This window comes from Herbihabitans rhizosphaerae (assembly GCF_004216555.1).
GTDB lineage: Bacteria > Actinomycetota > Actinomycetes > Mycobacteriales > Pseudonocardiaceae > Herbihabitans > Herbihabitans rhizosphaerae.
The window spans coordinates 1-24206 of the sequence record NZ_SGWQ01000005.1; the positions used below are offsets into that span (position 1 = coordinate 1).

The 24206-nt window shown below is 68.6% G+C and carries 28 protein-coding genes, 1 tRNA gene and 1 pseudogene; 7 read left to right on the top strand and 23 right to left on the bottom strand.

The genetic code is table 11. The features are described from left to right. From EV193_RS15965 to EV193_RS16060, 20 genes and pseudogenes are all read right to left on the bottom strand, one after another. A pseudogene (locus EV193_RS15965) lies at positions 1-258 on the bottom strand (leucine zipper domain-containing protein); the annotation flags it as partial. A 321-nt stretch (positions 259-579) separates the two neighbouring features. After that, the gene (locus EV193_RS15970) at positions 580-1167 is read right to left on the bottom strand and encodes a suppressor of fused domain protein (protein WP_130344952.1); all 588 of its coding nucleotides are present in this window, start codon (positions 1165-1167) and stop codon (positions 580-582) included. 18 nt (positions 1168-1185) lie between these two features. Further along, entirely contained in the window at positions 1186-1767 is a 582-nt protein-coding gene (locus tag EV193_RS15975) for a suppressor of fused domain protein (protein ID WP_130344953.1), read from the bottom strand. An 18-nt stretch (positions 1768-1785) separates the two neighbouring features. Further along, complete coding sequence (locus EV193_RS15980; protein WP_130344954.1) at positions 1786-2373, bottom strand: AAA family ATPase; 588 nt, start codon at positions 2371-2373, stop codon at positions 1786-1788. Between the two features lie 2 nt (positions 2374-2375). Next, positions 2376-2570, bottom strand: a complete 195-nt coding sequence (locus EV193_RS15985; protein WP_130344955.1) for a DUF397 domain-containing protein — start codon at positions 2568-2570, stop codon at positions 2376-2378. A 17-nt stretch (positions 2571-2587) separates the two neighbouring features. Beyond that, complete coding sequence (locus EV193_RS15990) at positions 2588-3172, bottom strand: DUF5753 domain-containing protein (protein ID WP_278044187.1); 585 nt, start codon at positions 3170-3172, stop codon at positions 2588-2590. A 45-nt stretch (positions 3173-3217) separates the two neighbouring features. Further along, the gene (locus EV193_RS15995; RefSeq protein WP_130344957.1) at positions 3218-3439 is read right to left on the bottom strand and encodes a helix-turn-helix domain-containing protein; all 222 of its coding nucleotides are present in this window, start codon (positions 3437-3439) and stop codon (positions 3218-3220) included. Between the two features lie 70 nt (positions 3440-3509). After that, positions 3510-5114 (bottom strand): solute symporter family protein, encoded by a 1605-nt coding sequence (locus EV193_RS16000; protein ID WP_130344958.1) that lies wholly within the window; start codon positions 5112-5114, stop codon positions 3510-3512. Continuing rightward, entirely contained in the window at positions 5111-5443 is a 333-nt protein-coding gene (locus EV193_RS16005) for a DUF485 domain-containing protein (protein WP_130344959.1), read from the bottom strand. Before EV193_RS16005 ends, EV193_RS16000 begins: the two co-directional genes overlap by 4 nt. A 268-nt stretch (positions 5444-5711) precedes the next feature. Further along, complete coding sequence (locus tag EV193_RS16010) at positions 5712-7508, bottom strand: sodium/solute symporter (RefSeq protein WP_130344960.1); 1797 nt, start codon at positions 7506-7508, stop codon at positions 5712-5714. Positions 7509-7538: 30 nt separating this feature from the next. Further along, positions 7539-7949, bottom strand: coding sequence for a hypothetical protein (locus EV193_RS16015; RefSeq protein WP_242613425.1), 411 nt, complete (start codon positions 7947-7949; stop codon positions 7539-7541). Beyond that, positions 7946-8821, bottom strand: coding sequence for a LytR/AlgR family response regulator transcription factor (locus EV193_RS16020; RefSeq protein ID WP_130344961.1), 876 nt, complete (start codon positions 8819-8821; stop codon positions 7946-7948). Before EV193_RS16020 ends, EV193_RS16015 begins: the two co-directional genes overlap by 4 nt. A 140-nt stretch (positions 8822-8961) precedes the next feature. Next, entirely contained in the window at positions 8962-9828 is an 867-nt protein-coding gene (locus tag EV193_RS16025) for a S49 family peptidase (protein ID WP_130344962.1), read from the bottom strand. A gap of 47 nt (positions 9829-9875) precedes the next feature. Next, positions 9876-10475 carry a glycoside hydrolase family 25 protein gene (locus EV193_RS16030; RefSeq protein WP_130344963.1) on the bottom strand — a complete coding sequence of 200 codons (600 nt, stop codon included), beginning with the start codon at positions 10473-10475 and terminating at the stop codon, positions 9876-9878. Positions 10476-10593: 118 nt separating this feature from the next. Continuing rightward, on the bottom strand, positions 10594-11862 hold the full coding sequence (locus EV193_RS16035; protein WP_130344964.1) for a sensor histidine kinase: 1269 nt from the start codon (positions 11860-11862) through the stop codon (positions 10594-10596). An 87-nt stretch (positions 11863-11949) separates the two neighbouring features. Continuing rightward, entirely contained in the window at positions 11950-12984 is a 1035-nt protein-coding gene (locus tag EV193_RS16040; protein ID WP_130344965.1) for a hypothetical protein, read from the bottom strand. Then, entirely contained in the window at positions 12981-13490 is a 510-nt protein-coding gene (locus tag EV193_RS16045; RefSeq protein WP_242613426.1) for a SigE family RNA polymerase sigma factor, read from the bottom strand. The genes EV193_RS16040 and EV193_RS16045 overlap by 4 nt, the downstream gene beginning before the upstream one ends. A 32-nt stretch (positions 13491-13522) precedes the next feature. After that, a complete protein-coding gene (locus tag EV193_RS16050) occupies positions 13523-14389 on the bottom strand; it encodes an Fpg/Nei family DNA glycosylase (protein WP_130344966.1) in 867 nt (288 codons plus the stop codon). A 27-nt stretch (positions 14390-14416) separates the two neighbouring features. After that, on the bottom strand, positions 14417-14845 hold the full coding sequence (locus EV193_RS16055; RefSeq protein WP_130344967.1) for a DUF983 domain-containing protein: 429 nt from the start codon (positions 14843-14845) through the stop codon (positions 14417-14419). Positions 14846-14958: 113 nt separating this feature from the next. After that, on the bottom strand, positions 14959-16440 hold the full coding sequence (locus tag EV193_RS16060; RefSeq protein ID WP_207222666.1) for a sigma-70 family RNA polymerase sigma factor: 1482 nt from the start codon (positions 16438-16440) through the stop codon (positions 14959-14961). A 256-nt stretch (positions 16441-16696) separates the two neighbouring features. Between EV193_RS16060 and EV193_RS16065 the strand changes: the two genes are divergently transcribed. Continuing rightward, positions 16697-16769: transfer RNA gene (locus tag EV193_RS16065), tRNA-Gly, on the top strand. A 161-nt stretch (positions 16770-16930) separates the two neighbouring features. Beyond that, positions 16931-18019, top strand: a complete 1089-nt coding sequence (locus tag EV193_RS16070) for a class I SAM-dependent methyltransferase (protein WP_165401369.1) — start codon at positions 16931-16933, stop codon at positions 18017-18019. 1 nt (position 18020) lies between these two features. Here EV193_RS16070 and EV193_RS16075 read toward each other — a convergent pair whose 3' ends face one another. Then, positions 18021-18338: a carboxypeptidase-like regulatory domain-containing protein gene (locus EV193_RS16075; protein WP_130344969.1), complete on the bottom strand. Its 318-nt coding sequence runs from the start codon at positions 18336-18338 to the stop codon at positions 18021-18023. Then, positions 18335-18676, bottom strand: a complete 342-nt coding sequence (locus tag EV193_RS16080) for a DUF4333 domain-containing protein (RefSeq protein ID WP_130344970.1) — start codon at positions 18674-18676, stop codon at positions 18335-18337. The genes EV193_RS16075 and EV193_RS16080 overlap by 4 nt, the downstream gene beginning before the upstream one ends. Before the next feature lie 161 nt (positions 18677-18837). Here EV193_RS16080 and EV193_RS16085 point away from each other — a divergent pair, with 161 nt between their 5' ends. Both EV193_RS16085 and EV193_RS16090 read left to right on the top strand, forming a co-directional pair. Beyond that, entirely contained in the window at positions 18838-19089 is a 252-nt protein-coding gene (locus EV193_RS16085) for a type II toxin-antitoxin system Phd/YefM family antitoxin (RefSeq protein WP_130344971.1), read from the top strand. Next, the gene (locus EV193_RS16090; protein WP_130344972.1) at positions 19086-19346 is read left to right on the top strand and encodes a Txe/YoeB family addiction module toxin; all 261 of its coding nucleotides are present in this window, start codon (positions 19086-19088) and stop codon (positions 19344-19346) included. Before EV193_RS16085 ends, EV193_RS16090 begins: the two co-directional genes overlap by 4 nt. Here EV193_RS16090 and msrA read toward each other — a convergent pair whose 3' ends face one another. Continuing rightward, a complete protein-coding gene (gene msrA, locus EV193_RS16095; protein ID WP_130344973.1) occupies positions 19347-19997 on the bottom strand; it encodes a peptide-methionine (S)-S-oxide reductase MsrA in 651 nt (216 codons plus the stop codon). It lies immediately after the preceding gene. 83 nt (positions 19998-20080) lie between these two features. Between msrA and EV193_RS16100 the strand changes: the two genes are divergently transcribed. From EV193_RS16100 to EV193_RS16110, 3 genes are read left to right on the top strand one after another with little or no spacing between them, the layout of a single operon-like run. Continuing rightward, complete coding sequence (locus EV193_RS16100; protein ID WP_130344974.1) at positions 20081-20770, top strand: hypothetical protein; 690 nt, start codon at positions 20081-20083, stop codon at positions 20768-20770. Continuing rightward, entirely contained in the window at positions 20763-23111 is a 2349-nt protein-coding gene (locus tag EV193_RS16105) for a hypothetical protein (RefSeq protein WP_130344975.1), read from the top strand. Before EV193_RS16100 ends, EV193_RS16105 begins: the two co-directional genes overlap by 8 nt. Continuing rightward, entirely contained in the window at positions 23108-24205 is a 1098-nt protein-coding gene (locus tag EV193_RS16110; RefSeq protein ID WP_165401370.1) for an acyltransferase family protein, read from the top strand. The genes EV193_RS16105 and EV193_RS16110 overlap by 4 nt, the downstream gene beginning before the upstream one ends. Position 24206: the final 1 nt, after the last annotated feature.

Consider the following 24206-nt stretch of genomic DNA (forward strand, 5'->3'; position numbering starts at 1 on the left):
CGTTTGCGCCACCGCAGCCCAACGATCCGCCGCATCACATGCTGGGGTGTCTTGTTCGGGCTGTGGTGCGGTCGCGACGACCGGTCGGCCATCCCCGGCCGGCCCCTCCGCGCGGTAGCGGTCGGCCCATTTAGCGGCCGTCTTGGACGACACCATGAACATCGTCGCCACCGTGGACAACGTCCAGCCGTCCTCGACGACAAACCGGGCAAGACGCAGCCGCGCACGTGGAGTCAGCAAGGCATTAGCGTGGGACACGAAGGCCTCCGGCTCGTGAAGCGGTTCCTCGACAGCTCCACTTCACAACCAGAGGCCTTCACCTGTCTCGCGACAGGCCGCAGATCAACCCATCCAGGAACAACGTCCCTGGGCATCACAGCTAGGAACTGAACAAGCCCGTGAGGGTGACCCCACCGCCGCGTCGTGCCGTAGGTGCATCACCCTCACGTTTCGCCGCACCTGTTGATCTTGCCTGACCTGGGCTTTCTCCGTGGCCGACGGACTTTAGCGGGCTAAAGTACGCGGACGGGGGCCGAGGCGCTTGTCAAGCTCTGGCGGCACGGGGTTGTTCAGCGGTTCCTAGGCGACCGAGGGGCGGTTCAGGTCGAACACGTCCACCTCGTGCTCGTCGAGCAGTTCGCCGAGCGCCTCCACGCCGTTCTTGTCCGCGTATTCGCGCTCGGCGTCGGAAATCGGGAGCGCGAACAGGAACACCACGGTCTTGTCGTGCAGATACATGGTGTGCGGGCCGTCGTCCCAGATGAAGGGCGGCGTGAGCAGAACGTGTTTCGTCGCGACATCGGAATCGTGCACGCCGATCGCGTCCGGCAGAATTCCGCCCGGCTGCGGAAACCACGTCGAATCACGAATGTTCAGCGCGACGGTGGCCAGCACATCGCCGTAGTACTCGACGTCACTCGCGCACGCGCCGACGATCTCGACCCGCGTCGGGTACTCGTCCTCCATCTCGGAGAGCGGGTGGTTGGACAGGCCGACCGTGCTGTACGACGTGGCACCGTCCTGCGGCCGGTCGGTCGCGACGATCACGTCGGCGACCGGTTCGCCGGCCTCGTCGGTGTGTTCGAAGACGTCCGGCTGCTCCTCGCAGTCGAACGCCGCGGTAGCGGTCAGGAATACGGCCTGGTCGGATTCCGACGCATCAGCCACGAACGTGCCCCTTTTTGCTCAGACGACCGACGGCCGGTCGATATCGAAAACGTCGATCTCGTTCTGCTCGAACATGTCCTCGAGCTGTTCGGTGCCGTTCTCCTCGGCGTATTCCAGCTCCGCGTCGGAAATGGGCACGGCGAACAGGAACGCCACGGTCTTGTCCCGCAGGTACATCGTGTGCGGCTCGTCGCCCCAGATGAATGTGGGCGCGAACAACAGGTGCTTCATGGTGACGTTCTCGTCGTACATCGCGATCGCGCCGGCGTGCACCGCACCGGGCAGCACCGACGCGCCACTGTTGATCACGTTGAACGCGGCGGTGGACATCACGTTGCCGAAGTACTCGATGTCGCTGGCGCACGCGCCGAGCACCTCGACCCGCGCGTGGAACTCCTCGCCGTCCACCAGCATCGGGTGGTTGGACAGCCCGACCGTGCCGTACGAGGTCACGCCGTCGGTGGGGCGGTCGGCCGCGCTCAGCACGTGCACGCTGGAGTTGCGGTTGTCGTCCCAGTAGTGGATCACGGGCGGCTTCTCGTGCTCGAACGCAGCGGCGAGCGTTCGGGCGATCGCCTTGTCGGCGTTCGACGGAGTCACTTGCCAGAGTGTGCCGTATCAGCCGGGCCGGACATGGCGCAGTGTCACCAGACGCCGGCGCGCGAAGGCTGCTATGCGGCCCGACGGCGGAGCCAGCCGCAGGCCGGTCAGCTCGGCGACCCGGTCCGCGACCTGCGGCACGGTCAACGTGTCGGTGTGCACGTGATGCCGGAACTCGTCGCGCCGCAACGAATCCAGGCATGTGTCCACTTTGGACGCCGCCCAGCCTCGCGCGCCCTCGGCCCGCCAGCGCAGCCGGCGCAGCACGGTCTCCCGGCTCGCCAGCAGCGACACGTGCACCACCTCGTGGCCGGCCTCGCGCAGCCCGCCGACGATCTGCTCGAAGTACGCCGGCACGACCATCGTCATCGGCACGATGATCACGCCGTCGTACTCGCGCGCGAGACCGTCGAGCGTGTCGAGCACGCCGGACCGCCACACCGGCAGATCCTGGAAGTCGTCGCGCAGGTGCCTCGGAATCATTCTGTGCAACCCGAAGCCCAGCAGTTCGGGATCACACACGAAGCTATCGCCGACGCGCCGGTGCAACTCGTGCGCGACCTGAGTCTTACCGCCGCCGAACGGCCCGTTGATCCACAGCAGCACGGTCAGGCGTCGACCCCGCGCAGGAAGCTCGCCCACCCGCCGTGCGGCAGCACGAGCGCGCCCGCGTTCGGGTTCTTCGAGTCCCGCACGGCTATCGCGGGATCGGCAAGCGCCACCTCGACACAATTGACGCCGCTGCCTTCGCTACTGCGGCTGCTCTTGCGCCACGCCAACCTGGAATAGTCCACAGTGGACATTCGCACCGCCTTGCTCGTCAGGGAGCGTAGATCTCGGCGGCCAGCCGCTCGATATAGGCCACCGACTCGGCCGGCTGAAGCGCGTTCTCGCGGAGCCGCCCAAACTTGATTCTAGCGTCCCGGACGTAGTGCTGATCTGGTTCATCCTCGCGGTGTAGCGAACCGACGACATAATCGACGAAAAGCATGTCGGGATCTTCGGGCAGCGAGAAGGTCAGCAGAGTCATCGAGCCGCCGACCGAGACGCGCGGCCTCCCCCGGAACGGTCTGACGTACAGCGTGACCGTCGGCAGCTTCGCCGCCTCGACCAAGCGCAGCAGTTGTGCGCGCATGACCTCGTCGCCGCCGTAGTCCCGGACCAACACGGCCTCGTCCAGCACCGCGACCAGGCTCAGCGGGTTGTCCGCGTCGGATAGCCGGCGCTGTCGCGCCATCCTCAGCGCGACGTCCTTCTCCAACTGTTGCTGGGTGCGCTGCGCCCCGCTGGCCTCGAACACAGCGCGTGTATACGCCTCCGTCTGGAGCAGACCCGGGATGTAGTCCGAGGCGAACTCGCAAACCTCCTCTGCCTCGGTCTCCGCGTCGACGTAGCCTCCGTGCAGGAGGTCGTAGGCGCGGAACCAGCGCGGTTCGCGTGCCTCACGTACCTAATCGAGCAGGCCGGGAACGTACTGGTCATACAGGTCCATCATCGAGCGGACGACGTGCACGTTCGCTCGCGTCTCGCCGGCCTCCATACGCTGCAGCGCGCTTCCGCTCATGTCCAACTGCTTGGCGGCGGGATCGATCTTCAGCTTGGCCTTCTCGCGCATCTGGCGCAGCCGCCGTCCGAGCCTGCGGTTCAGGAACGGTGAAATGGTGTTTGGCATGCGATCTCCCCAGCCGTGACCCTCAGTGCTCAAATGATCGCACCTGGGTCCGTCAAAAATGGGAAACCCGCTAGTGACCCACCGCCTTCTCGGCGCCGATTCCGGTGAGGGAGCGGACCTCCATCTCGGCGTACTTCTTCTGGTCGTGCTCCTTCGACAACACCGTGCCGATCCAGCCGAGCAGGAACGACACCGGGATCGACACGATGCCCGGGTTGGACAGCGGGAACCAGTCGAAGTCCGCGCCGGGGAACATCGCCTTCGAGTTGCCCGACACGGCCGGCGAGAACACGATCAGCCCGACGCACACGATCAGCCCGCCGTAGATGCTCCACAGCGCGCCCGAGGTGTTGAAGCGCTTCCAGAACAGCGAGTACAGGATCGTCGGCAGGTTGGCCGACGCCGCCACCGCGAAGGCAAGTGCCACAAGGAAAGCGACGTTCTGGCCGTTGGCCGCGATGCCGCCGCCGATCGCCAGGATGCCGATCACCACGGCCGTCCGCCGGGCCACCCGCACCTCGGCGTCCTTGTCGTCCACCTCGCCCTTCTTGATGATGTTGGCGTAGATGTCGTGCGCGAACGACGCGGACGCGGTGATCGTCAGACCGGCCACCACCGCCAGGATCGTGGCGAACGCGATCGCCGAGATGATCCCGAGCAGGAACGAGCCGCCCAAGGCATCAGCCAGCATCGGTGCCGCCGCGTTGCCGCCAGGGTCCGCCTTGGCGATCTTGTCCCGGCCCACGATCGCGGCCGCGCCGAAGCCGAGCACCAGCGTGAACAGGTAGAAGATGCCGATCAGCCAGATCGCCCACACCACCGACCGGCGCGCCTCCTTGGCCGTCGGCACGGTGTAGAAGCGCATCAGGATGTGCGGCAGGCCCGCCGTGCCGAGCACCAGCGCGAGCCCGAGCGACAGGAAGTTCAGCTTCGAGGTGCCGTCGGTGCCGTACTGCAGGCCGGGGTTGAGGATCTGATCGCCCTTGGGGTGGGCGTCCGCCGCCGCGCCGAGCAGGCCGGACAGGTTCAGCCCGTACTTGGTGAGCACCCACACGGTGATCACGGCCGCGCCGGTGATCAGCAGCGCCGCCTTGATGATCTGCACCCAGGTGGTGCCCTTCATGCCGCCGATCAGCACGTAGGTGATCATCAGAAGACCGACGATCGTGATCACGACGGCCTGGCCGCCCTTGTCGGTCACGCCGAGCAGCAGCGCAACCAGCAGGCCGGCCGCCGCCATCTGCGCCAGCAGGTAGAAGAACGAGACCACGAGCGTGGAGGTGGCCGCCGCGGCGCGCACCGGACGCTGGCGCATCCGGAACGCGAGCACGTCGCCCATCGTGTACTTGCCGGTGTTCCGCAGCAGCTCGGCGACCAGCAGCAGCGCGACCAGCCACGCGACCAGGAAGCCGATCGAGTAGAGGAACCCGTCGTAGCCGTACAGCGCGATCGCGCCGGCGATACCGAGGAACGACGCGGCCGACAGGTAGTCGCCGGAGATCGCGATACCGTTCTGCGGGCCGGTGAACGCGTGGCCGCCGGCGTAGTAGTCGGCCGCGGTCTTGGTGTTCTTGCTCGCGCGGAACACCACGACCAGTGTGATCGCCACGAATACGAGGAAGATGCCGATGTTGAGACCGGTGTTGCCGCCGATCGAGCCCTGGGCGAGGTTCACTTCTCCTCACCCCGGCTCTCGACCTCGTTGCGGATCTTCTCGGCCACCGGGTCGAGGTTCTTGTTCGCGTGCCGGACGTACAGCATCGTGATCACGAAGGTGGAGACGAACTGCAGCAGCCCGAAGACCAGGCCGATGTTGATGTTGCCGAATAACCTGGTCGACATGAACCCGGGCGCGTAGTCCGCCAGCAACACGTACAGCAGGTACCAGACCAGGAACAACCCGGCCATGGGGAACACGAACCGGCGCAGCCTGCGACGCAGCAGCACGAAATCGGGACTCGCCTGAACCTCTTCCCAATCCGGCTTTTGTTCGGTGGTGGTCATCGGCCCTCCTCACCCCGGCGCTCGCGCACAATGACCGTGCGACGACCGTGCGTATAACCCGCCCCGCGAGACGCTATGCAGGTCGGACGACTTTCGTAAGACTCCGAACGGGGACTCTTTGCAACGCGAACGAGTGACAGCCGGAGCCTGACATATCGTGAGACAGGTCACAAGGCCGTAGTTGAACACGATCGCACCTCGTTCCGACCAATCCAGCCTCACCCGATCGGGTGTAATCCGCACGTTGGGTAAACGGAGAGTTGATCGACTAACGGCGGTGACGACCCTCGGCGAGCCTCGCCCGTTCCTCGGCCGTACCGAAGCGGGCCACGTCCCGATCCCGGATGAATCCGAGCGGGTCGGGCGCGTGCATCCGCAGGCGGAAGCGGTTGACGTCGGCCGGCACCGACCGCTGCGTCGCCTTGCTCACCAGGATCATCGTGAAGAACGCGATCGGCACGGTGATCAACGCCGGCTGCTGCAGATACCAGGGCGCCCAGTTGCCGGTGTAGCCGCTGACCGTGGTCGCCACGAGCGCGCCGAGCACGCACAGGCCGCCGGTCGTCATCCCCACGCCGGCACCGGCCGGGGTGAGTTTTCGCCACCAGATGCCGAGCACCAACACCGGACAGAACGTGGACGCCGCGACCGCGAACGTCATACCAATCGACATCGAGATGTCGTTCGGGCGCACGAACACCGCGATCACCACCGGCACCGCGCCGGCCAGCGCCGCCGCGTACCGGAAGTCGCGCACCCGCCCCTTCAGGATGTCGGTGGACAGCACGCCGGCCACGCTCACCAGCAGGCCCGACGAGGTGGACAGGAACGCCGCGAACGCACCCGCCGCCGTCACCGCGCCCAGGATCTCCCCCAGCGTGCCGGACAGGAACTTGCCGGGCAGCGCGAGCACCGCCGCGTCCGTCTTACCGGTCACCAGCAGCTCGGGCACGTACAGCCGGGACAGCAGGCCCATGATCATCGGGAACAGGTAGAACAGCCCGAGCAGCAGCAGCACGTGCAGCGTGGTGCGGCGCGCGGACTTGCCGTCCCGGTTGGTGTAGAAGCGCACCAGCACGTGCGGCAGGCCCATCGTGCCGAGGAACAGCGCGAAGATCAGCGAGTACGTGGTCCACAGGTCCGAGGTGCCGCCGCCGGTGGGGGTCAGCCACTCCGCGTTGGTGGACGGCGTGCCGGCGACCGAGGGCACCGGTGCGCCACCGGGGAACATCAGCTTGGTGTCCGCGTCCACCTCGTGCGTGCCGGGGCCCCAGAACACCGGCCCGCGCGCGGAGCCGCCGTCCACCCGTCCCTCGGCCGACAGCCACACCGGCTCGACGACCCGCAGCGTGACCGGCGTGGTCACGTCGATCGAGGTCGGCGCGCTGAACGTGGGCGGCAGCGGCTCGGCCAGGCCCCGGCTCTCACCGCCGTGCGTGCCGCCGGACCCGATGAACACCGCGCACATCACGAATACCGGCGTGGAGATCGCGAACAGCTTGAGCCAGTACTGGAACGCCTGCACCACCGTGATCGCGCGCATGCCGCCGCCGAACACGTTCACGACCACGATCACGGCCACCAGCAGCGCGCCCACCCAGCCCGGCGTGTGCAGCACCATGCCCAGCGTCAGGCCGGCGCCCTGCATCTGCGGCACCAGGTACAGCACGCCGATCACCAGCACGAAGGCCGTGGACACGCGGCGCAGCGGCCGCGAGGACAGCCGCGCCTCAACGAAGTCGGGCAGCGTGTACGCCCCGGACCGGCGCAGCGGCGCGGCCACGAACAGCATCAGCGCGAGATAGCCGGCGGTGAACCCGATCGGGTACCAGAGCGCGTCGACGCCGTCCTTGAGCACCAGGCCGGCGACACCGAGGAAGGACGCCGCGGACAGGTACTCACCGGACACCGCCGCGGCGTTCCGCCGCGACCGGACCGTGCGCCGGGCGACCAGGAAATCCTGCGTGGTGCTGGCGTGCCGGGAGCCGCGGTAGCCGAGGGAGAAGGTGGCCACGGCGACGAGCGCGATGGCGACAACCGCCCACACGTTCCCGACGTTTCCCATCGGCCCTCGTCCAAGTCGACAGCGCCGGAGCTACTTCTCCACCATGTCGACGAAGTCGCGCTCGTGACGCTCGGCGTACGTGTTGTACACGTATCCCATACCGAACAGCAGAGGGAAGGGTAGGACGCCGAGCGCGAGCCACGGCAGCCGGACACCCGCAATCGTCATCTCGGCGAGCGAGGGGACGGTGAAGAACAGCACCGGAAGCACGCCGAGAATGCCTCCGGTGATGAACGCGATCGTCAGCGAAGTCCTGAGTTGCCGGCCGACCAGGTTGCTCACCAACTCCTCGCCGTAGCTGGTCTGCTCCTCCAACTCGACCACGGTGCGCAGCACGGTGACCGGCGCGCGCGAGTCGGCGAGCACCACGCGCTTGCGGCGCGGCCGCGGCTGCTGGCCCTGCTCCCCGTTGGACGGGGGCCCGGCCGAGTGCCTGCTCACGGCGACAGGCCGTTGCGCGGCGCCTTCACCAGACGCTCTTTCAGCTCGCGGGTGTGCCGGCGGGACACCGGCAGCGTCTTCTCCTCGTGCCCGATGACCACCTTGTAACCCTGCGAGGTCATCTGCAGCTCGGTGATCAGCTTGATCGGCACCAGGTAGGACCGGTGGATACGCACGAATCCCGCCTTGCCCCAGCGCTCTTCCAACTGGGACAACGGGATCCGGACCAGGTGCGAACCGTCCAGGGTGAACAGGCGCGCGTAGTCGCCCTGCGCCTCGACCCAGCGCACCGACGCGCGCGGGATCAGCTTGGTGTTGCCGGCCAGCTCGACCGGGATCACCTCTTCGTCCGTCGACTCGTGCGCTCCGCCGCCCGATTCCTGGGCCGGCCCGCCCCCGCCTGGCACGATGCCGTCGCCCTTGATCTTGGACAGCACGCGTTCGATCGCGGAGTCCATCCGATCCTGGTCGCACGGTTTCAGGATGTAGTCGACCGCGCCGAGTTCGAACGCGGAGAGCGCGTCCTGGCCCTCCTTGCCGGCGCCGTGACCGGTGATGAACACCAGTACCGGTGGCGGGTTGAACCCGAGCAGCACGCGCGCCATCTCCATGCCGGTGAGGCCCGGCATGTTGAGATCGGCGAACACGGCGTCGACCACGGGCAGCCCGCGCTGCTTGCGCTCGGCCAGCTCCTCATCGGCCCCGCTGAGCACGCGAAGCGCCTCGGACGCGTCGAACGCCTCGATTATCCGCCGTACATGCGGATTGCCGTCGAGACGCTCGCGAAGGATCGTGATCCCGGCTTCCTCGTCGTCTACGGCAAGCACGACGAGACCACGGGTGCTATGTGCTGTACTCACAGTAATGTGCATCTTGCCGATCTGGTCGGCCGGTGTCCATGGTCAACATCCTCGTCACCCAGCAGAGTGAATACCTGTGGCGGGTTTGCCGGTCTTCAAGACCACACCGGCCCCGGTTTGTAGGTCTTGAAGACCAGCAAACAGCGTGTCGATCAGAGGCCGAAGCGGGACCAGATCGCGCGCGTCTCCAACGCCTCGACCGCGGCCAGCATCCGATCCGGGGCACCGAACCCGATGCCGGCGCCGCCGCTGACGCCGAGCCGGGCGAGCAGCGGGCGCTTCGGCTCGGCCACGCTGATCTCCGCGTCCGGGAACCGCTTGGCCACGATCTCGCGCAGCCCGCCGACACCGTCCACCAGGCCCAGCTCGGCCGCCTTCGCGCCGGTCCACACCTCGCCGTCGAACAACTCATCGCTGGTGACCTTGTCCCCGCGCCGCTCGCGCACCCACGCCACGAACTGCTCGTGCAGCTGCGACTGCAGGCCCTTGAGCCACTCCACGTCCTCGGACTTCTCCGGGCGGAACGGGTCCAGCCGCACCTTGTGCTCGCCGGCGGTGTGCACCCGGCGCTCCACGCCGACCCGCTCCAGCAGGCCGGACAGCCCGAAGCCGGAGCTGACCACGCCGATCGAGCCGACCAGGGACGTCGAGTGCGCGTAGATCTCGTCGCCGGCGCAGGCCAGCCAGTACCCGCCGGAGGCGGCCACGTCCTCGCAGAAGGCCAGTACCGGCACCTTCTTCTCCGCGGCCAGCTCCCGGATCCGGTCGGCGACCAGCGCGGACTGGGTGGGCGCGCCGCCGGGCGAGTTGATCGCCAGCGCCACGGCCGACAGCTTCTCGTGGTCGAAGGCGCGCTTGAGCGCCGACTCGACGGTGTTGATGTTGATCGTGCCGCGCCCGAGCGGCGACGGCGTCGGCGTGATCACGCCGTGCAGGCGGACCACGGCCACGACGGATCTGCGCTCGCCGCGATCGCGGATCCCGGGCAGCCGGGCGGTCAGCTTGTCCGTGACGTTCATACCGATCCACCCTACGTGCCGGGCCGACCCTGGCCGGCGGAGCAGGGTCAGTTCAGCAGGTCGGCGAGCCCGAACGGCACGATCGTCGCATTCCGGTCGACCGCGCCGGGGATTCCCGGCACCGATCCCTTGTCGGAATGCTGGTGCAGCGCCAGCCGCGGGTGTGCCCAGCCCGGATTTCCCGGATCGCCGTTGTAGCGCGCGATCCAGAGGTAAACCCCGTCACCTGCCCACTGGTCCGGGTGCAGCACGTTCGTCCAGAAGTTCAGGTTCGCGTACACCATGACGCGCTTGACTCCGGTGCGTTCACGAATGACCCTGATCCATTCCGCGATGAACGCGTCTCCGACTCCGCTCACCTCGACGTCCAGTACCGGTGTCAGCGAGCCGGGCTCGAAAATGCCCAACGGCGTGCCGGTGTTCACGAAATGCGTCACCTGGTCGACGACCGATCCCGGCCGGGCGAAGTGGTATCCGCCGCCGTGGATTCCGACGCCGCGCGCGCCACTGAGATGGCCGCCGGCATCCTGGTCCACGAATGTCGTACCTTCGGTGATCTTGCACAGCGCGAAAGTGATGTTGTTGCCGCGCACCGCGTTCCAGTCATTGACGGTGTTGTAGTGCGACAGGTCGATCCCGTAGTCCACGACGCCTCCCCGAGCTGTATCTACGGTCCCGCTCACCCTCCATACTGCTCACAGTGTGTAGCCGAGGGGTACCGCCGATCCGGCCCATTTCCTGGGAAAGGTGATCACCGAGCGTGGTTTACTGATGTTCGACCGGGCGGGTCACGGGCTCGTCGAAGTCCTCGTCCTCGGACGAGTCCGACTCGAATTCGGGCAGTTCAGGGCGTACGCCGGGGAAGAATTTCGGCACCCGCAAGGTCACCTTCATGCCCGCGCCGGGTGCGGTGTCCACGACGAGTGCGTAGTCGTTGCCGAAAACCGAGCGCATTCGCTGGTTGATGTTCCCGACACCGACGTGCGCACCCGTCTTGTGCGCGTCCTGCAAATCGGAGAACAGCCGGTCGGCGTCCATTCCGACCCCGTCGTCCTCGATGGTGATCAGCGCCTCGCTGCCGTTGTCCTGCGCCACGATGGTGACCGTTCCCCCGCCGGGCTTCTTCCCGATCCCGTGCCGCACGGCGTTTTCCACCAGCGGCTGCAACACGAGGAACGGAACGGTCACCGACAGCACCTCGGGCGCGATCCTGATTCGCACGCTGAGCCGGCTCTTGTAGCGCGCGCTCTCGATCGTGAGATAGCGGTCGATGTTTCGCAGCTCGTCGGCCAGTGTGGTGAACAGGCCGGACGAGCGGAACGAGTACCGGGTGAAGTCGGCGAACTCGTGCAGCAGTTCGCGCGCGCGTTCCGGGTCGGTGCGGATCAGCGAGGAAATGGTGTTCAGCGCGTTGTACACGAAATGCGGCGAGATCTGCGCGCGGAGCGCCCTGATCTCCGCCTTCGCGAGCTGCTGCTTCGACTCGTCCAGCTTGGCCAGCTCCAACTGGATGCACAGGAACTTGGCCAGCTCGTCGGAAAGCTGGATCAGCCGCCTGCTGCTGGCACCGCCGACCACGATCAGCGCGCCCTCGACCGTGCCCTCGATGATCAGCGGCACGATCACCGCGGTGCGCATCGGGCAGTTGCCGCGCCGGCTGCACGGCAGCTTCTCGTGCTTGACGTGCTCGCGGTGCCGCTTGGAGATCGCCACGTCGATCGCGGGCGCGAGATCGCGGTAGTGGTGGTTGGCCACGCCGTCCCAGGACAGCAGCGCGCCGGAGGAGTCGGTGATCCCGACCGCGACACAGTGCAGCAGTTCGAGCAGGTGCTGCGCCGCCTCGTCGGCCGCCTCGCCGGTCAGGCCGTTGCGCAGCTCGGGCACCGCCTTGGACAGCCGCTGCACGGCGTCCAGCACCGCCTCGTCCGCGGCGGTACGCGCCCGCCGTGCGCGGAAGCCCCAGTACAGCAGGGCCACCAGTGCGAGGGTGACGACCACGGCGATCACCGCGCGGTCGGTCAACAACTGGGCCACGGGTTCAATGCTCCGGGTCGGAGGCGAGCGTGTCGAGAGCGGAAAGCTACCGCATCGGTCGCTTTCCGCTCTCGGCCGCTTACAGACCTACCCGATCTTGACCGACGCGGCCAGGTCGAGCAGCACCGCGCGGCCGAACGGCAGCGTGGTGTCGATCATGCCCCGCTTGCCGACCAGGGCGACCGTCACCCAGTGGCCGGGATCGAGCACTCGCAACACGCCGTAGCGCTCCTTCGTCGTGCGCATCGGGATGCCCGCGTGCGTGGTCTCCTCGGTGAGCCACTGCTCGGGCACCTCAGGCGTGTGCGCGAGGACCCGTGAGGGCGGCGGGCCGCCACCCACGGTCACGTACACGCAGATCGAATTACTGGGCTGCGTGTTCGGATCGAACATCGGATGGTCACACAAGGACACCTGGGCGCCGCCGTCCAGCTCGCCGTTGCTCCACACCTCGACGTGCGGGTACGCGGCGGGCACCGTCACCACCGGCGTCGGCCCCGCCGGTTTGCTCTGCTGCCGGGTCAACGACCTGGCGACCGCGAGCAGAGTGTTCTCGGCGACCGGATTCTTGCCGTACACCACGGCCCGCTGCCCCGGCGCCCACTGCCAGTAGATCGCCACTCGGTGGAACTCCGTGTCCCGAATAAGGGTCCCGCTCGCGCCGTTGATGTCCACCGGCACCTGCTCGCCGTTCGGAGTGACCGGTTCGCCGACGCTCTTGTCGACGTTGTCGAGACGAGCGCTGATGCCAGCGGACCCCGGCCCCGCGCCGTACTCCAGCCCGGCACCTCGCGGACCGGTGTGCCACCGAACCAGCTGATACCCCTGCGGCATCCAGCCGACGGAGAAGGGCAACCACGGCCGCGAAGTCGTCGGCTGCGCCGGCCCCGGCGGACCGGCCGGCGACACGTACCCACCGTCGCGCAGGTCACCGCGGAGCACGGCGACACCGGTGATCAGCGCACCGCTGGTCATCACCGCGGCCGCGGCCGCACCGATCGCCGTCCTCCGCTTGCGCCGGCGGTCGACCAGCGTCATCGCGCCGGCCAGCACCTCGTCCGGATCGGGCGCGCGGCCGGCGCGATCGTCCAGAGTCGCCTTCAGGTCGTGCATGTCGATCATGGCGCTACCTCCCGTGCCGTCTGCGCGTCCGCCCGAACCCGAAGTGCCCGCAGTCCCCGATGGACGTGACTGCGCACGGTGGCCGGCGCGCAGCCGAGCACCTCGGCGATCTCCTCGTCGGTGCGTTCCTCGAAGAACCGCAGGACGATCGCCACCCGCTGCGGTTTGGTCAGCTTGGTCAGCAGCGTGGCGATCTGATCGGCGTCGGCCACCCGACCCGCCGGATCGTCGACCCGCCCGCGATCGAGAACCCCCGAATCGGACGCCGGCTCGACCGTGCGCTGGTACCACCGCCTGCGCCAGGACAGGTAGCCGTTGACCACCATGCGGCGCAGGTAGAGATCCGGGTGATCGGCGGCCCGCACGACCGACCAGCGCCGGTGCGCCTTGGCCAGCGCGTCCTGCACGAGGTCCTGCGCGAGCTCCCGATCACCGGTCAGCGCGGCGGCGAACCGGACCAGGCCGGGCAACCGCTGTCTGGCGAACTGTTCGAACTCCACATCCATGAAGACGCCGGCACGGCCTCGCCGTGTGGCGGTTACTTCAACAGCCGGGACATGCGCCGGTCGGCCAGCGGCTTGCCACCGGTCTGACAGGTCGGGCAGTACTGGAACGCCTTGTCCGCGAACGACACCTCGCGAACCGTGTCACCGCACACCGGGCACGGCATGCCGGTGCGGGCGTGCACCCGCAGACCGGAGCGCTTCTCGCCCTTGAGCCGCGCCGCCTCCTGCCCGACCGAGCGGTCCACCGCGTCGGTCAGCACCGAGCGCAGCGCCTCGTGCAGCCGGTCCATCGCGTTGTCGTCCAGCCGGCCGGCCGTGGCGTACGGCGACAGCCTCGCGGTGTGCATGATCTCGTCGGAGTACGCGTTGCCCACGCCGGAGATCAGCTTCTGGTCGGTGAGCGCGGTCTTCAGCCGCTCGCCGCGCCCCTTCAACAGCGCGCCAAGATCGTCCCGGGACAGCGTGAGCGCGTCTGGCCCGAGTGCCGCGACCTGCGGAATCTCGGCGACCTCGGACACGATCCACACGGCGAGGCCCTTCTTCGTGCCGGCCTCGGTGAGATCGAACCCCGGCCCCTGCCCCGGCGGCCCGAGGTGCACCCGCAGCGCGAGCGGGTTCTTGCCGCCCGGCCTCGGCGGCGCCGCGGACAACGTGTCCGCCCAGCGCAGCCAGCCGGCCCTGGCCAGGTGCACCACCAGGTGCAGCCCGTCGCAGTCCATGTCCAGGTACTTGCCGTGCCGGGTGGCACCGGTGACCGCGCGCCCGTGCAGATCGGTCCACGACGGGGTGACGGTCTTCAACACGCTCAGCGACGCGACGTCCACGCGCGCGACCGTACGGCCGACCGCGTGCTCGCGCAGATGGTGAGCGAGCGCCTCCACCTCGGGAAGTTCAGGCACTCTGTCAATCTAGCTCGGGGCGGGCGGTTATTCGACGGGGTGAAGTGGGCCTTCGAAGCCCGGCATGTTGTCGGTGGCGATGTTGTCCGCCACCCGGGAGATCTCCTGGCGCACGGTGAGGATCCCGCGCACCACGCCGACCCAGCGCTCGGTCTCCTCGCCCTCGCCGGTCTCCGCGACCACCGTCCACGGCCGGCGCAGCGCCCAGCGCAGCGGGAAGAACAGGAAAACCAGCAGCAGCGCCAACACCAACCAGGCGGGCACCACCACGTCGACCGGCGTCCAGATGATCAGGACCGCGCCGAGGATGACCACCAGCGTCATCATCACCACACCGGGCACGTATCCGGCGCTGACGTCGTGCTCGAAGTCGTTCCCCGTCACCGGTGGTTGCCATTCCAACCGGCCGCGCAGCACCCATTCCCGACCATCCGCGCCTGTCACGACGCGCGTCATCCCGCCTCCTCGGCGTTGCTCGCTACCGGGTACCCACCGAACGCTATCGCGACCGGTGCGTCACCACGTCACCGGGAATTGTCCCGGGTGCGGCCGCTCGGCGGAAGACCTGATCATCGTTGGGGTGGTTCGGGCGTGCGCGACGAGGTGCTCGTCGGGGTGTCGGTGGCGGCGCCGTAGACCGGACGGGTGGTCTCGTTGGTGGTCGTGGTCGTCTTGGTCTGGTTGGCCGTGTTGATCTCGGTGACCTCGACGGTCTCGCGCACGACCTGGTAGTCGCCGTACCCCTCGGTGGTGCGGTACACCCTGGTCTCGCGGGACCAGATCTCGGGCGAGCTGGTCGGCCGAGCCTTGGTCACGGTGATCGTCGGCGACTGCGTGGTCGGCGAGCCGGGCACCGGCGCCACCCCGCCGCCCTTCGGCGAGACACCGGTCCGGTTGTCGGCCACGTTGGTGGCGGTCTGCCGGCGACTGGTGGTCGAACTGGGTGCGCTCGTGGTCGGGTGCCCCGAACCGGACGCGCTCGGGCCGCCGGAGGAGCTGTGGGTCAGCTCGATCCCGCGCTTGCCGTCGAAGTCGTCGGCCAGACTCGGCTGATCACCGCCGCCGAAGGTGAGCATGCCGAGTCCGAACATCCCCGCCGCGGCCGCTGCCGACGCCGCGACGCCCACCTGCACCTTCGTCGTGGCCAGGGCTCCCTTGATGGTCGCCCCCAGCCCCGCGCCCTTGGTCGCGACCACGGCGCCCGCCGCTTCGCCGGTCGCCGCGTCGGCCGCGACGGCGGCTAGGCCTGCGGGCGCCAGTAGCACGCCGGCGTTGGCTCGCAATCCGGAGCAGACGTCGCGCAGCTCGTCGTGGGTCTTGCGGCAGGAGGAGCAGCCGGTCAGATGTAACCGGATACGCCTGCGCTCCGCGCCCTTGATGCTGCCCGCGGTGTATGCCCCGAGCTTCTCCAGCACCGACCGGCAGCCGACGGCTCCCCGGTCGACGGTCAGGTGCGCTTGCAGATAGGCGGCGCGCAGGCCCTGCCGCGCGCGCCTGGCCAGTGCCGCCGTCGCGTTCGGCGACAGGCCGAAGTTGTTGGCCACCACGGCCGGGCGCTCACCCTCGACCTCGACCTTCCACAGCACGCTGCGCCAGCGCTCCGGGAGGCTGGTGAACGCCTGGGTGATCAGGTTGCGCTCGGCGGACTGGCCGACGCCGTAGGAATCGCTGCCGGCGCGGCTGGTCAGCTCCTCGTCGGAGACGGGGACGTCGCGGCGGCGCATGCTCCACTCGCCGGCGACGCGGCGGGCGACGATCAACAGATAGCCGCGGACGTTGTCCACCGGGCCGTTGCCGCGGCGGATCGCCTGCAACACTCGGAAGAACGCCTCCGCGGTGAGGTCGTCCGCCTCGGCTCGATCGTTCACAAGCCCGAGTGCGAGACGTCGGACCGCTTCCGCGTGCCTCGAGAACAGTTCGCCGAACGCCGAGTCCTCACCGGTGCGCAGACGCTCCAGAAGGATTCGGTCGTCAGCGGCCTGCAATGCCTGATGAGGGCGCGCGAAGCCATCCGACGACCCGCCAGGGGCAGGTCGTTCCGTTCCGGTCATCGACCCGCTCCCTCCTCCCGCGCCACACGAGTCCGCACAACATGCCACACGCTTACGGGCTCTTGAGGTAAACGTGAATACTGTTAACCACCACCCGACGATCGGCTTAAGTCATATGGCGTAAGTCATGCCCCCGAAAGTCGCAGTTGGCGACGACGAACCGTCTCCGGCCGATCACAGCTTCCGATCACGGGACGCCGAACGGCGGGCATCGTGACGGTGTCCAGCCCGGTTCGCTAGACTCGCCGAAACACACGCGGACGTAGCGCAGTTGGTAGCGCATCACCTTGCCAAGGTGAGGGTCGCGGGTTCGAGTCCCGTCGTCCGCTCGCTCGGGGGACGTGTGCCCGCGGAAAGCGCGGGCCGGGTCGCTCGCCATTATTTTTGGGGGTCGAACCCCCAAACCCCCACGACGTAGGTGTACCTCGGTGGCAAGGGTGGGTGGCTCTTCCTGATGGCTCTTGATCGCTTGAAGTCGACGTGGGAGGGGTTGGGGCAGGTCGATCCGCTGTGGGCGGTGTTGACCGATCCGAACCGGCGGCACGGGAAGTGGGACGTCGACGAGTTCATGGCGACGGCGGCCGGGCCGGTGGGGATGGTTCGGAAGCTGGTGGAGCGGGCGGGGTTGTCGCTCGGGGATCGGGTGCTCGATTTCGGGTGTGGGGTCGGGCGGCTGAGTAATGCGCTGGCTGAACATGCGTCTGAGGTCGTGGGGATTGATATCGCCGAGTCGATGGTGGCGAATGCGGTCAAGTACAACCGGCATCCGGATCGGGTGCGATTCGTTCATTATGATGGGGTTCGACTGCCTTTTCCGGACGAATCGTTCGACAGTGTGGTTAGTTTGATCGTGCTGCAGCACGCCCGGCCCGAGGTGCAAATGGCGTGCCTGCTCGAATTGCGGCGAATCGTGCGGCCCGGTGGGGCGCTGGTGCTGCAGATTCCGAGCCGGCCGCACAAGCCGGAGCCGCTTAGTGAGGACGGGATGCGATCGTTGATCGAGATCCTGGACGCGCCCGGCGAGGTCGTGGCCGGCCGGGAGACCCTGATCCGGACGCGGGTGACCAACACGGGATCGCGAAAATGGTTGCAGGGACAGCAGATCCGGCTCGGCAACCACTGGCTCGACGCTGGCGGCGAGCCGCTGCGCTGGAACGACGGGCGCGGCGATCTGGAGCACGACGTGCTGCCCGGCGACAGTGCCGAAATCGAGCTGGTCGTCACGCCTCCGGCGGTCGCCGGGCCGGCGATCCTGGAATTCGACATGGTCCAGGAAGCCGTGAACTGGTGGGCGAAAGCGGGCAACAAGACGACCCGCGTGGACGTGCACATCGCGGAGCCGAAAATCGTGCCGGCGCCGAATGGCGAATCACCGTCCGAGCCGTCCGAAGAGCTGGACACGACGAAGGCGCTCACTCACAAGCCTGGCAAAATGGAAATGCACGGGCTCGCGGTGCCACTCGTGCGATCGCTGTTCAATCACTGCGGCTGCGACGTCATCGACGTCGTTCCGGACACGATGGCCGGCGACGACTGGGAAAGCTTCACCTACGTCATCCGCCGCAACGAGCCCATCTAGCTCACATACTCAGCCGGATGGTCGCCGTCTCGTCGGCGTCCACGGTCACCCTGGCCGTGTTGGAGCGGCGTTCGCCGAGGCGAGCCGTCACTTCGTACTCGGCTGCCGAGGTCGACACGGAGAAGAACCCCTTGGCATCCGTTCGCGGAGAGATGTCCGGAACCCCGGCGTGCACGGTCGACACCGGCTTGAAGTCGATCGTGGCACCCGCGACCGGGCCGGTCGCGGAGATCACGAACCCGCTGAGCGTGCCCGGTGTGGACGCGCACCCCGACGCGGCGATCACCAGAGCGACGACGACGCAGCGAGCGCGGGTCACGATGGGCTGGTGCTGACGGACAGCTCGCCCTGGTCGTTGTGCACCATGACGTACACCGTCTTCTGGTTCGAGCCGACCCAGACCCGACAACTGAATCGGGTTTTCGGCTCGACCACGACGGAAACCGGGCAGGACACCCGAGGCTCCTCTCGCGGCTTCGGGCCCGAGACATGGTTGGCGATCTGCCGTTCCAGCGCGTCCTGGTCCAACACTCGCTGCTGCTTGATCGGCACCGGGTCGGTGTTCATCACCTTGATCGTCACCACCACCGCGCAGACGGCGACAACGAGCGAGGAGAACGCCACCGCGAGACGCGCGAAGTCGCGCTTATCCGCCATGCGCGCATTCGTACCGCAGTGGACAACGGTGTACCTGGATCACACGGAACCTGTAACGCAGGTCATATGTTGCCCCGGTGACAGTTCGACGGTCGCCTCGATCTTGACACCTACACCCGCCGGACGTACAGCTTTCTGTACGTGAGAGGGAGGTGTCCGCGATGAGGACCATGAGCTACTCCGAGTCCCGCGCGAACTACGCGGAGACTCTCGACTCGGTGGTCAACGATCGCGAGGAAGTCGTGATCACTCGCGCCGGGCACGAGCCCGTCGTGATCGTCTCACTCGACGATTACGAGTCGCTGAAGGAAACCGCCTACCTGCTCCGGAGCCCGGAGAACGCCCGGCGTCTGATCACATCGATCGAGCGCCTGGAGTCCGGTGGCGGTGCGCCACACGAGCTCGCCGAATGAAACTCGTCTGGGACGAGCTCGCTTGGGATGACTACGTCTGGTGGCGGACCGAGGACCGCAAGGTCCTCAAGCGCATCAACTCACTGATCAAGGACATCGCCCGAAACGGGAACGAAGGCATCGGTAAACCCGAGGCCCTGAAACACGGGTTCCAGGGCTACTGGTCACGTCGAATCACCGACGAGCACCGACTGGTCCACAAGATGGCAGGTGACGAGATCCGGATCGCTGCCTGCCGCTACCACTACGGCAGGTAGTCAACGCCCATCTGTCCTCAATCCGACCGGGCAGGAGACGCCGGTGCCGCCGACGCCGCAGTAGCCGTTGGGATTCTTGTGCAGGTACTGCTGGTGGTAGTCCTCGGCGTAGTAGAACTCGCCGAGCGGCGCGATCTCCGTGGTGATCGCGCCGTGGCCGGCGGTGGCCAGCGCCTGCGTGTACGCGGTTCGGCTGCGCTCGGCGGCCTCGCGCTGCGCCTCGTCGGCGGTGTACACGGCCGACCGGTACTGCGTGCCGACGTCGCCGCCTTGCCGCATGCCCTGCGTCGGGTCGTGGTTCTCCCAGAACACCGCGAGCAACTGGTCGTAGCTGATCACCGACGGGTCGAAGACCACGAGCACCACCTCGGCGTGCCCGGTGAGCCCGCTGCACACCTCTTGGTACGTCGGGTTCGGCGTGTACCCGCCCGCGTACCCGGCGGCGGTAGACCACACGCCGTCGGTCTCCCAGAATCGCCGTTCGGCACCCCAGAAACAGCCGAGGCCGAACACCGCGGTGCTCATGTTCTCCGGGAACGGCGGCTTGATCGTCCGGTCCGGGAACACCGCGTGCGCCTCCGGCACTGCCAGCGGCTCAGCGCGCCCCGGCAGCGACTGTTCAGCGGTGACAAGTGTCTGTGTCGACGACATACCGCGAATGTACGCGTCCCCACAGGTGACTAACGGTGCGTTCTCGCCCAGTATGTTCCGAGGAACCGTAACGAGGAGATCACGTGCACGCGAGCGAGCCGGATGTGGACGCCGCGGGCGCTGGGGGGCGAAGACCCCTGGACGCCCGAGGCGTCCAGGTTCTGCTCGTGCACGTCCTGCTCGCCGCCGTCGCCGGGGCCGCGCTGCTGATCTGGGGCGCCGGCAGTGATCCCGCCGACGCCGACCGCAAGGTCAGCTTGCCCGATCCCGACCCGCGCAGGCCAGCCGCCGCGCCGGCACGGGTGATCGGACGCCCCGCCGGGCCGGTGGTCCTGGACACAGGGCTGAGCACCAACACCCCGCTCGCGTCGGTGTTACCCCAGGTCGAGTCGACCACGTTGAGCACGGCCGGGGTGGTGCGCGTGCGCGCGATCGTCACTCGGCAGCCGAACGGGCTGACCCTGGGCCTGTGGCAGTTCTCCGTGCGTGACAAGTCAAAGCCGGCCGACGCGCTCACGGCGATCGACAAGCTGTACGACAGCGCCGGGTTCGCGCAGCCGCCGGACGGGCCGCCCGGGGTGCGGGTGCGGCACCAGGCGGCGCGCCCCGAGCAGGGCAACCTCGGCGTGTACCGCGCGCACTACCTGCACGGACACGAGCTGATCAGGGTCGAGGCGTACGGGTCGGACAAGACGATGACCGACGCCGAGTTCGCCGCGTTGATCGGCGCGCAGACGGCCGCCTGGCCGCCTCGGGAGTCCGGCGATGGCTAGACGCGAGCGGATCGAGCCGCGCGAGGAGCACCGGCGTCCGGAGGCATCACGCCTGCCGCCGCTGGAGCCGCCCACACTGCGGCGAGACCCGCGGGAACCGCCGCCGCGGCCGCCGGTGGACGAGCCGGCACGTGGTCAGCTGCCGATGCCGGAGGCGCCGCGCAACGGTCACCGCGCGCCGCCGTCCAACGGTCACGCGGCACGTCCGGGCCAGCGGTTGCCCGGCCAGGACGTCAAGACGTTCGAACCGGTTCGCGAGGACGGGCCACCGCCGCGCAGGCGACGGCTCGACGAGGGGCGGGCGTCGGGGAGTCTCACGCCGCCCGATGAGCACAGTGGCCGCGCGTCCGGGAGTCTGCTACCACCGCCTGACCCGGCCAGGCGCCCCAGCCCGCGGCCGACCGCGGAGCCGGTCAGGCGGCCGGCGCCGCCCGTCAGGCAGGCGGGCCGCCCTGCCCCGGCACCCGAGCGCACGCGCGCGGTACCGCCGGCAAACCGCGCCACACCAGCGGCCGAACCAACCCGCCGCGCCGTGCCACCCGTCAAGCCGGCAGCCCGTGTCACACCGGCACCGGAGCGCACCCGGCATGCCGTGCCGCCGGCAAACCGCGCCACACCGGCGGCCGAACCGGCTCGGCGTACCGCACCACCCGCCGAGCCGGCAGCACACGTCGCCCCGGCACCCGAACGCACCCGGCACGCGGTACCGCCAGCCAATCGAGCAGCACCAGCGGCCGAACCAACCCGCCGCGCCGTCCCACCGGTCGAGCCGGCCGACCACGCAACACCGGCACCCGAACGCGTCCGCCGTGCCGTGCCACCCGCCGAACCAGCGGCGCCGGCCACACCGGCACCCGAACGCACCCGGCACGTCGCCCCACCCGCTGAGCCGACCGCACGAGCCGCCCCGGCACCGGAGCGCACCCGGCACGTCGCGCCGCCTGTCGAGCCGGCCGATCGTGCCCCGGTGGAACCGACGCGGCGGACCCCTGAACCCGGACCACGACCAGCACCCGGCAGGCGAGCCGCGCCGCCGCCCGATCTCACGGGTGAACCGCCGGCAGATGCCACGCGGGCCGTGTCACCGGCGGCCGAGCCCACCCGGCGACAGCGACCGTCTGGCGAGTTGGCCGGCCGGCTGTCCGCACCCACCGTGGAGCCGACCCGGCGAGTCGCCCCCGACGCCCTCGAAGTCGCGCCCACCGATCGCGTCGCGCCGGTCGAGCCGCCCCAGCGCCGGATCGCCAACGTGGACGCGACCACCGTGCGCACCGCCGTCGAGGCACCGGCGCAGGACGAGCCGCCACCCGCCTGGACACAGCTCGTCCCGGTCGTGGTCACCCGCGCCGCCGCCGCGATCCTGATCGTCTACGGCTACCTGTACGGCCTCTGGTCGCAGATCAACGGCGAGCAGTCGCTGCTGCTGGACGCCGCCCGCGAGTGGGTCAACCGTCCGCTCGGCATCGGCGAGGACTTCGGCCCGCTCGGGATCATGTTGCTGCTGCTCGCCAGCGGCTACCACGCGCAGGCGCGCAAGGAGACCAAGCCGCGCGAGTACGGCATCCGGCTCGCGCGCACCTATTTGCCGGTACTCGTCGCGGTCGCACTCGCCGCGCTGCTGCTGGCGCTCGGCGCGAAGATCTGGGCCAGCCCGGACGCGCAGGTGACCGCCGCGAGCGTGTTCGGCAACCTCACACTGGCCAACCAGCTCACCATCGGCGCCACCGTGCTGGTTCCGCTGGCCTGGATCGCCGTACTGGAGCTGCTCTGCTGGGCCACCGCGGTCAGCCCGCGCGGCCTGCCCTGGCTGCCGCCGGCCGTGCAGCTCACCGCGATCGCCGTCCTGGTGATCGTCGGCGCGGACAATCCGAGCTTCGGCGCGCTGGCCGTGGTGCTGTCGTTCTGGCCGCTGGCCGTGATCGGGCAGCTCATCTGGTTGACCCGGCAGAACGAGATCAACACGTGGGTCGGCGTGCCGCTCGGCCTCGCCGCGATCGCGCTCATCGTGGTCGCCGAGAAGGAGCACCCGTCGATCGCCGGCTGGTGGTACCCGGTGGTCGCGCTGTACGCGGGCATGGCGTTCGGTGTGGCGGTGCTCTACTCGGGCTGGATCGCCGAGACGATCGCGGTCAACCCGGTGGCGATCTGGCTGGCCAGCCGCGCGGTGTGGCTGGCGGTGCTGTCCGGCGTGATCGGGTTCCCGCTGCTCACGCTCATGCACGACACGATTCCGCTGTTCCTCGCCGTGCCGATCGCGATCGCGGCGGTGGCCGCCGTCGCCGATCTCGGCTACCGGCTGGCCTGGCTCGGTGACCGCCCATCGAAGGGCGAGGACGAGTGACCGCACCGCGCCAGAAGCCGACCGGCTACCTCCCTGGCCTCGACCTGCTGCGGATCATCGCGTCGGTGTTCGTGGTCTACCTGCACGCGCGCGACTGGTACGTCTCCGGGCAGCACGAGATCTCCGGCGTGGACGAGGTGGCGCGCGCGACGCTGTTCGAGCCGTTCCACATCAGCGGTCCGATCGGATTCATCGCGCTCGGCCCGTTCTTCCTGATCAGCGGCATCGTGGTGACCCAGGCGGCGCTCAAGGAGTCGGTGCCGCAGTTCCTCGGCAGGCGCGGGATCCGGATCATGCCCGCGCTGTGGGTGCTGGTGTTGGCGAGCTGGCTGATGGTGCTGGCCGAGTGGCTGCCGGTGGAGGGCGGTCGCGGTGAGCTGGACCTGCCCGCGCTGCTGGCGAACCTCACCTTCGTCAACTTCTTCGACACCAGCCCGTCGGTCGCGACGGTCGCGTGGACGCTGGTCGTGCAGATCCCGTTCTACTTCTTCGTGGCGTTCACGATTCCGCTGCTGCGCCGGTGGCCGTGGCTGCCGCCGGCGATCGGCATCGCGCTCGTCTCGGTGCTGCTGACGATCGTCAACACCGAGCAGACGCCCGCGATGCACACCAGCCGGGTGATCATCGGCTTCGCGCCGGCACTGTTCATCGGCCAGCTCATCGGGCTGGTGCGGGCCGAGCGGCTGCACCCGGTGGCCGCGGTCGGCTACGGCGTGATCCAGTTCCTGCTGTTCGTGCGGGGTGACCTGACCAGCGAGCACACGCCGCCGTTCGACGGCTATCCGCGCGCGCTGGTGCTCACCCTGCTGATGGTGTTGATCTTCGCGGCGATCGACGGGCCGGCGCTGCGCGGCAAGTGGATCCCGTGGACGGCGAAGCGGACCTACGCGATGTACCTGGTGCACATTCCGGCGATGTACGTGCCGCCGAAACTGCTTGGCGTGGCGAACGGTTCGCTGGTGGCGATCCTGGTCGGGCTGGTCGCGCTGGTCGTGCTGACCGAGTTGCTGTACCGGTACGTGGAGGCGCCGATCGCCCGCTGGTACCGCAACCGGGAGAAGGCGCATCAGGCCAAGGCGGCGGTCGCGAGGTGAG

Coding starts and splice junctions, on each gene's coding strand:
- msrA (WP_130344973.1), bottom strand. CDS start 19,997: ATGTCGTCGACACAGACACTTGTCACCGCTGAACAGTCGCTGCCGGGG.
- EV193_RS16055 (WP_130344967.1), bottom strand. CDS start 14,845: ATGACGCGCGTCGTGACAGGCGCGGATGGTCGGGAATGGGTGCTGCGC.
- EV193_RS15985 (WP_130344955.1), bottom strand. CDS start 2,570: ATGTCCACTGTGGACTATTCCAGGTTGGCGTGGCGCAAGAGCAGCCGC.
- EV193_RS16060 (WP_207222666.1), bottom strand. CDS start 16,440: ATGACCGGAACGGAACGACCTGCCCCTGGCGGGTCGTCGGATGGCTTC.
- EV193_RS16040 (WP_130344965.1), bottom strand. CDS start 12,984: ATGATCGACATGCACGACCTGAAGGCGACTCTGGACGATCGCGCCGGC.
- EV193_RS16105 (WP_130344975.1), top strand. CDS start 20,763: ATGGCTAGACGCGAGCGGATCGAGCCGCGCGAGGAGCACCGGCGTCCG.
- EV193_RS16080 (WP_130344970.1), bottom strand. CDS start 18,676: ATGGCGGATAAGCGCGACTTCGCGCGTCTCGCGGTGGCGTTCTCCTCG.
- EV193_RS15995 (WP_130344957.1), bottom strand. CDS start 3,439: ATGCCAAACACCATTTCACCGTTCCTGAACCGCAGGCTCGGACGGCGG.
- EV193_RS16005 (WP_130344959.1), bottom strand. CDS start 5,443: ATGACCACCACCGAACAAAAGCCGGATTGGGAAGAGGTTCAGGCGAGT.
- EV193_RS16085 (WP_130344971.1), top strand. CDS start 18,838: ATGAGGACCATGAGCTACTCCGAGTCCCGCGCGAACTACGCGGAGACT.
- EV193_RS16045 (WP_242613426.1), bottom strand. CDS start 13,490: ATGGATGTGGAGTTCGAACAGTTCGCCAGACAGCGGTTGCCCGGCCTG.
- EV193_RS16025 (WP_130344962.1), bottom strand. CDS start 9,828: ATGAACGTCACGGACAAGCTGACCGCCCGGCTGCCCGGGATCCGCGAT.
- EV193_RS16010 (WP_130344960.1), bottom strand. CDS start 7,508: ATGGGAAACGTCGGGAACGTGTGGGCGGTTGTCGCCATCGCGCTCGTC.
- EV193_RS16090 (WP_130344972.1), top strand. CDS start 19,086: ATGAAACTCGTCTGGGACGAGCTCGCTTGGGATGACTACGTCTGGTGG.
- EV193_RS16020 (WP_130344961.1), bottom strand. CDS start 8,821: ATGCACATTACTGTGAGTACAGCACATAGCACCCGTGGTCTCGTCGTG.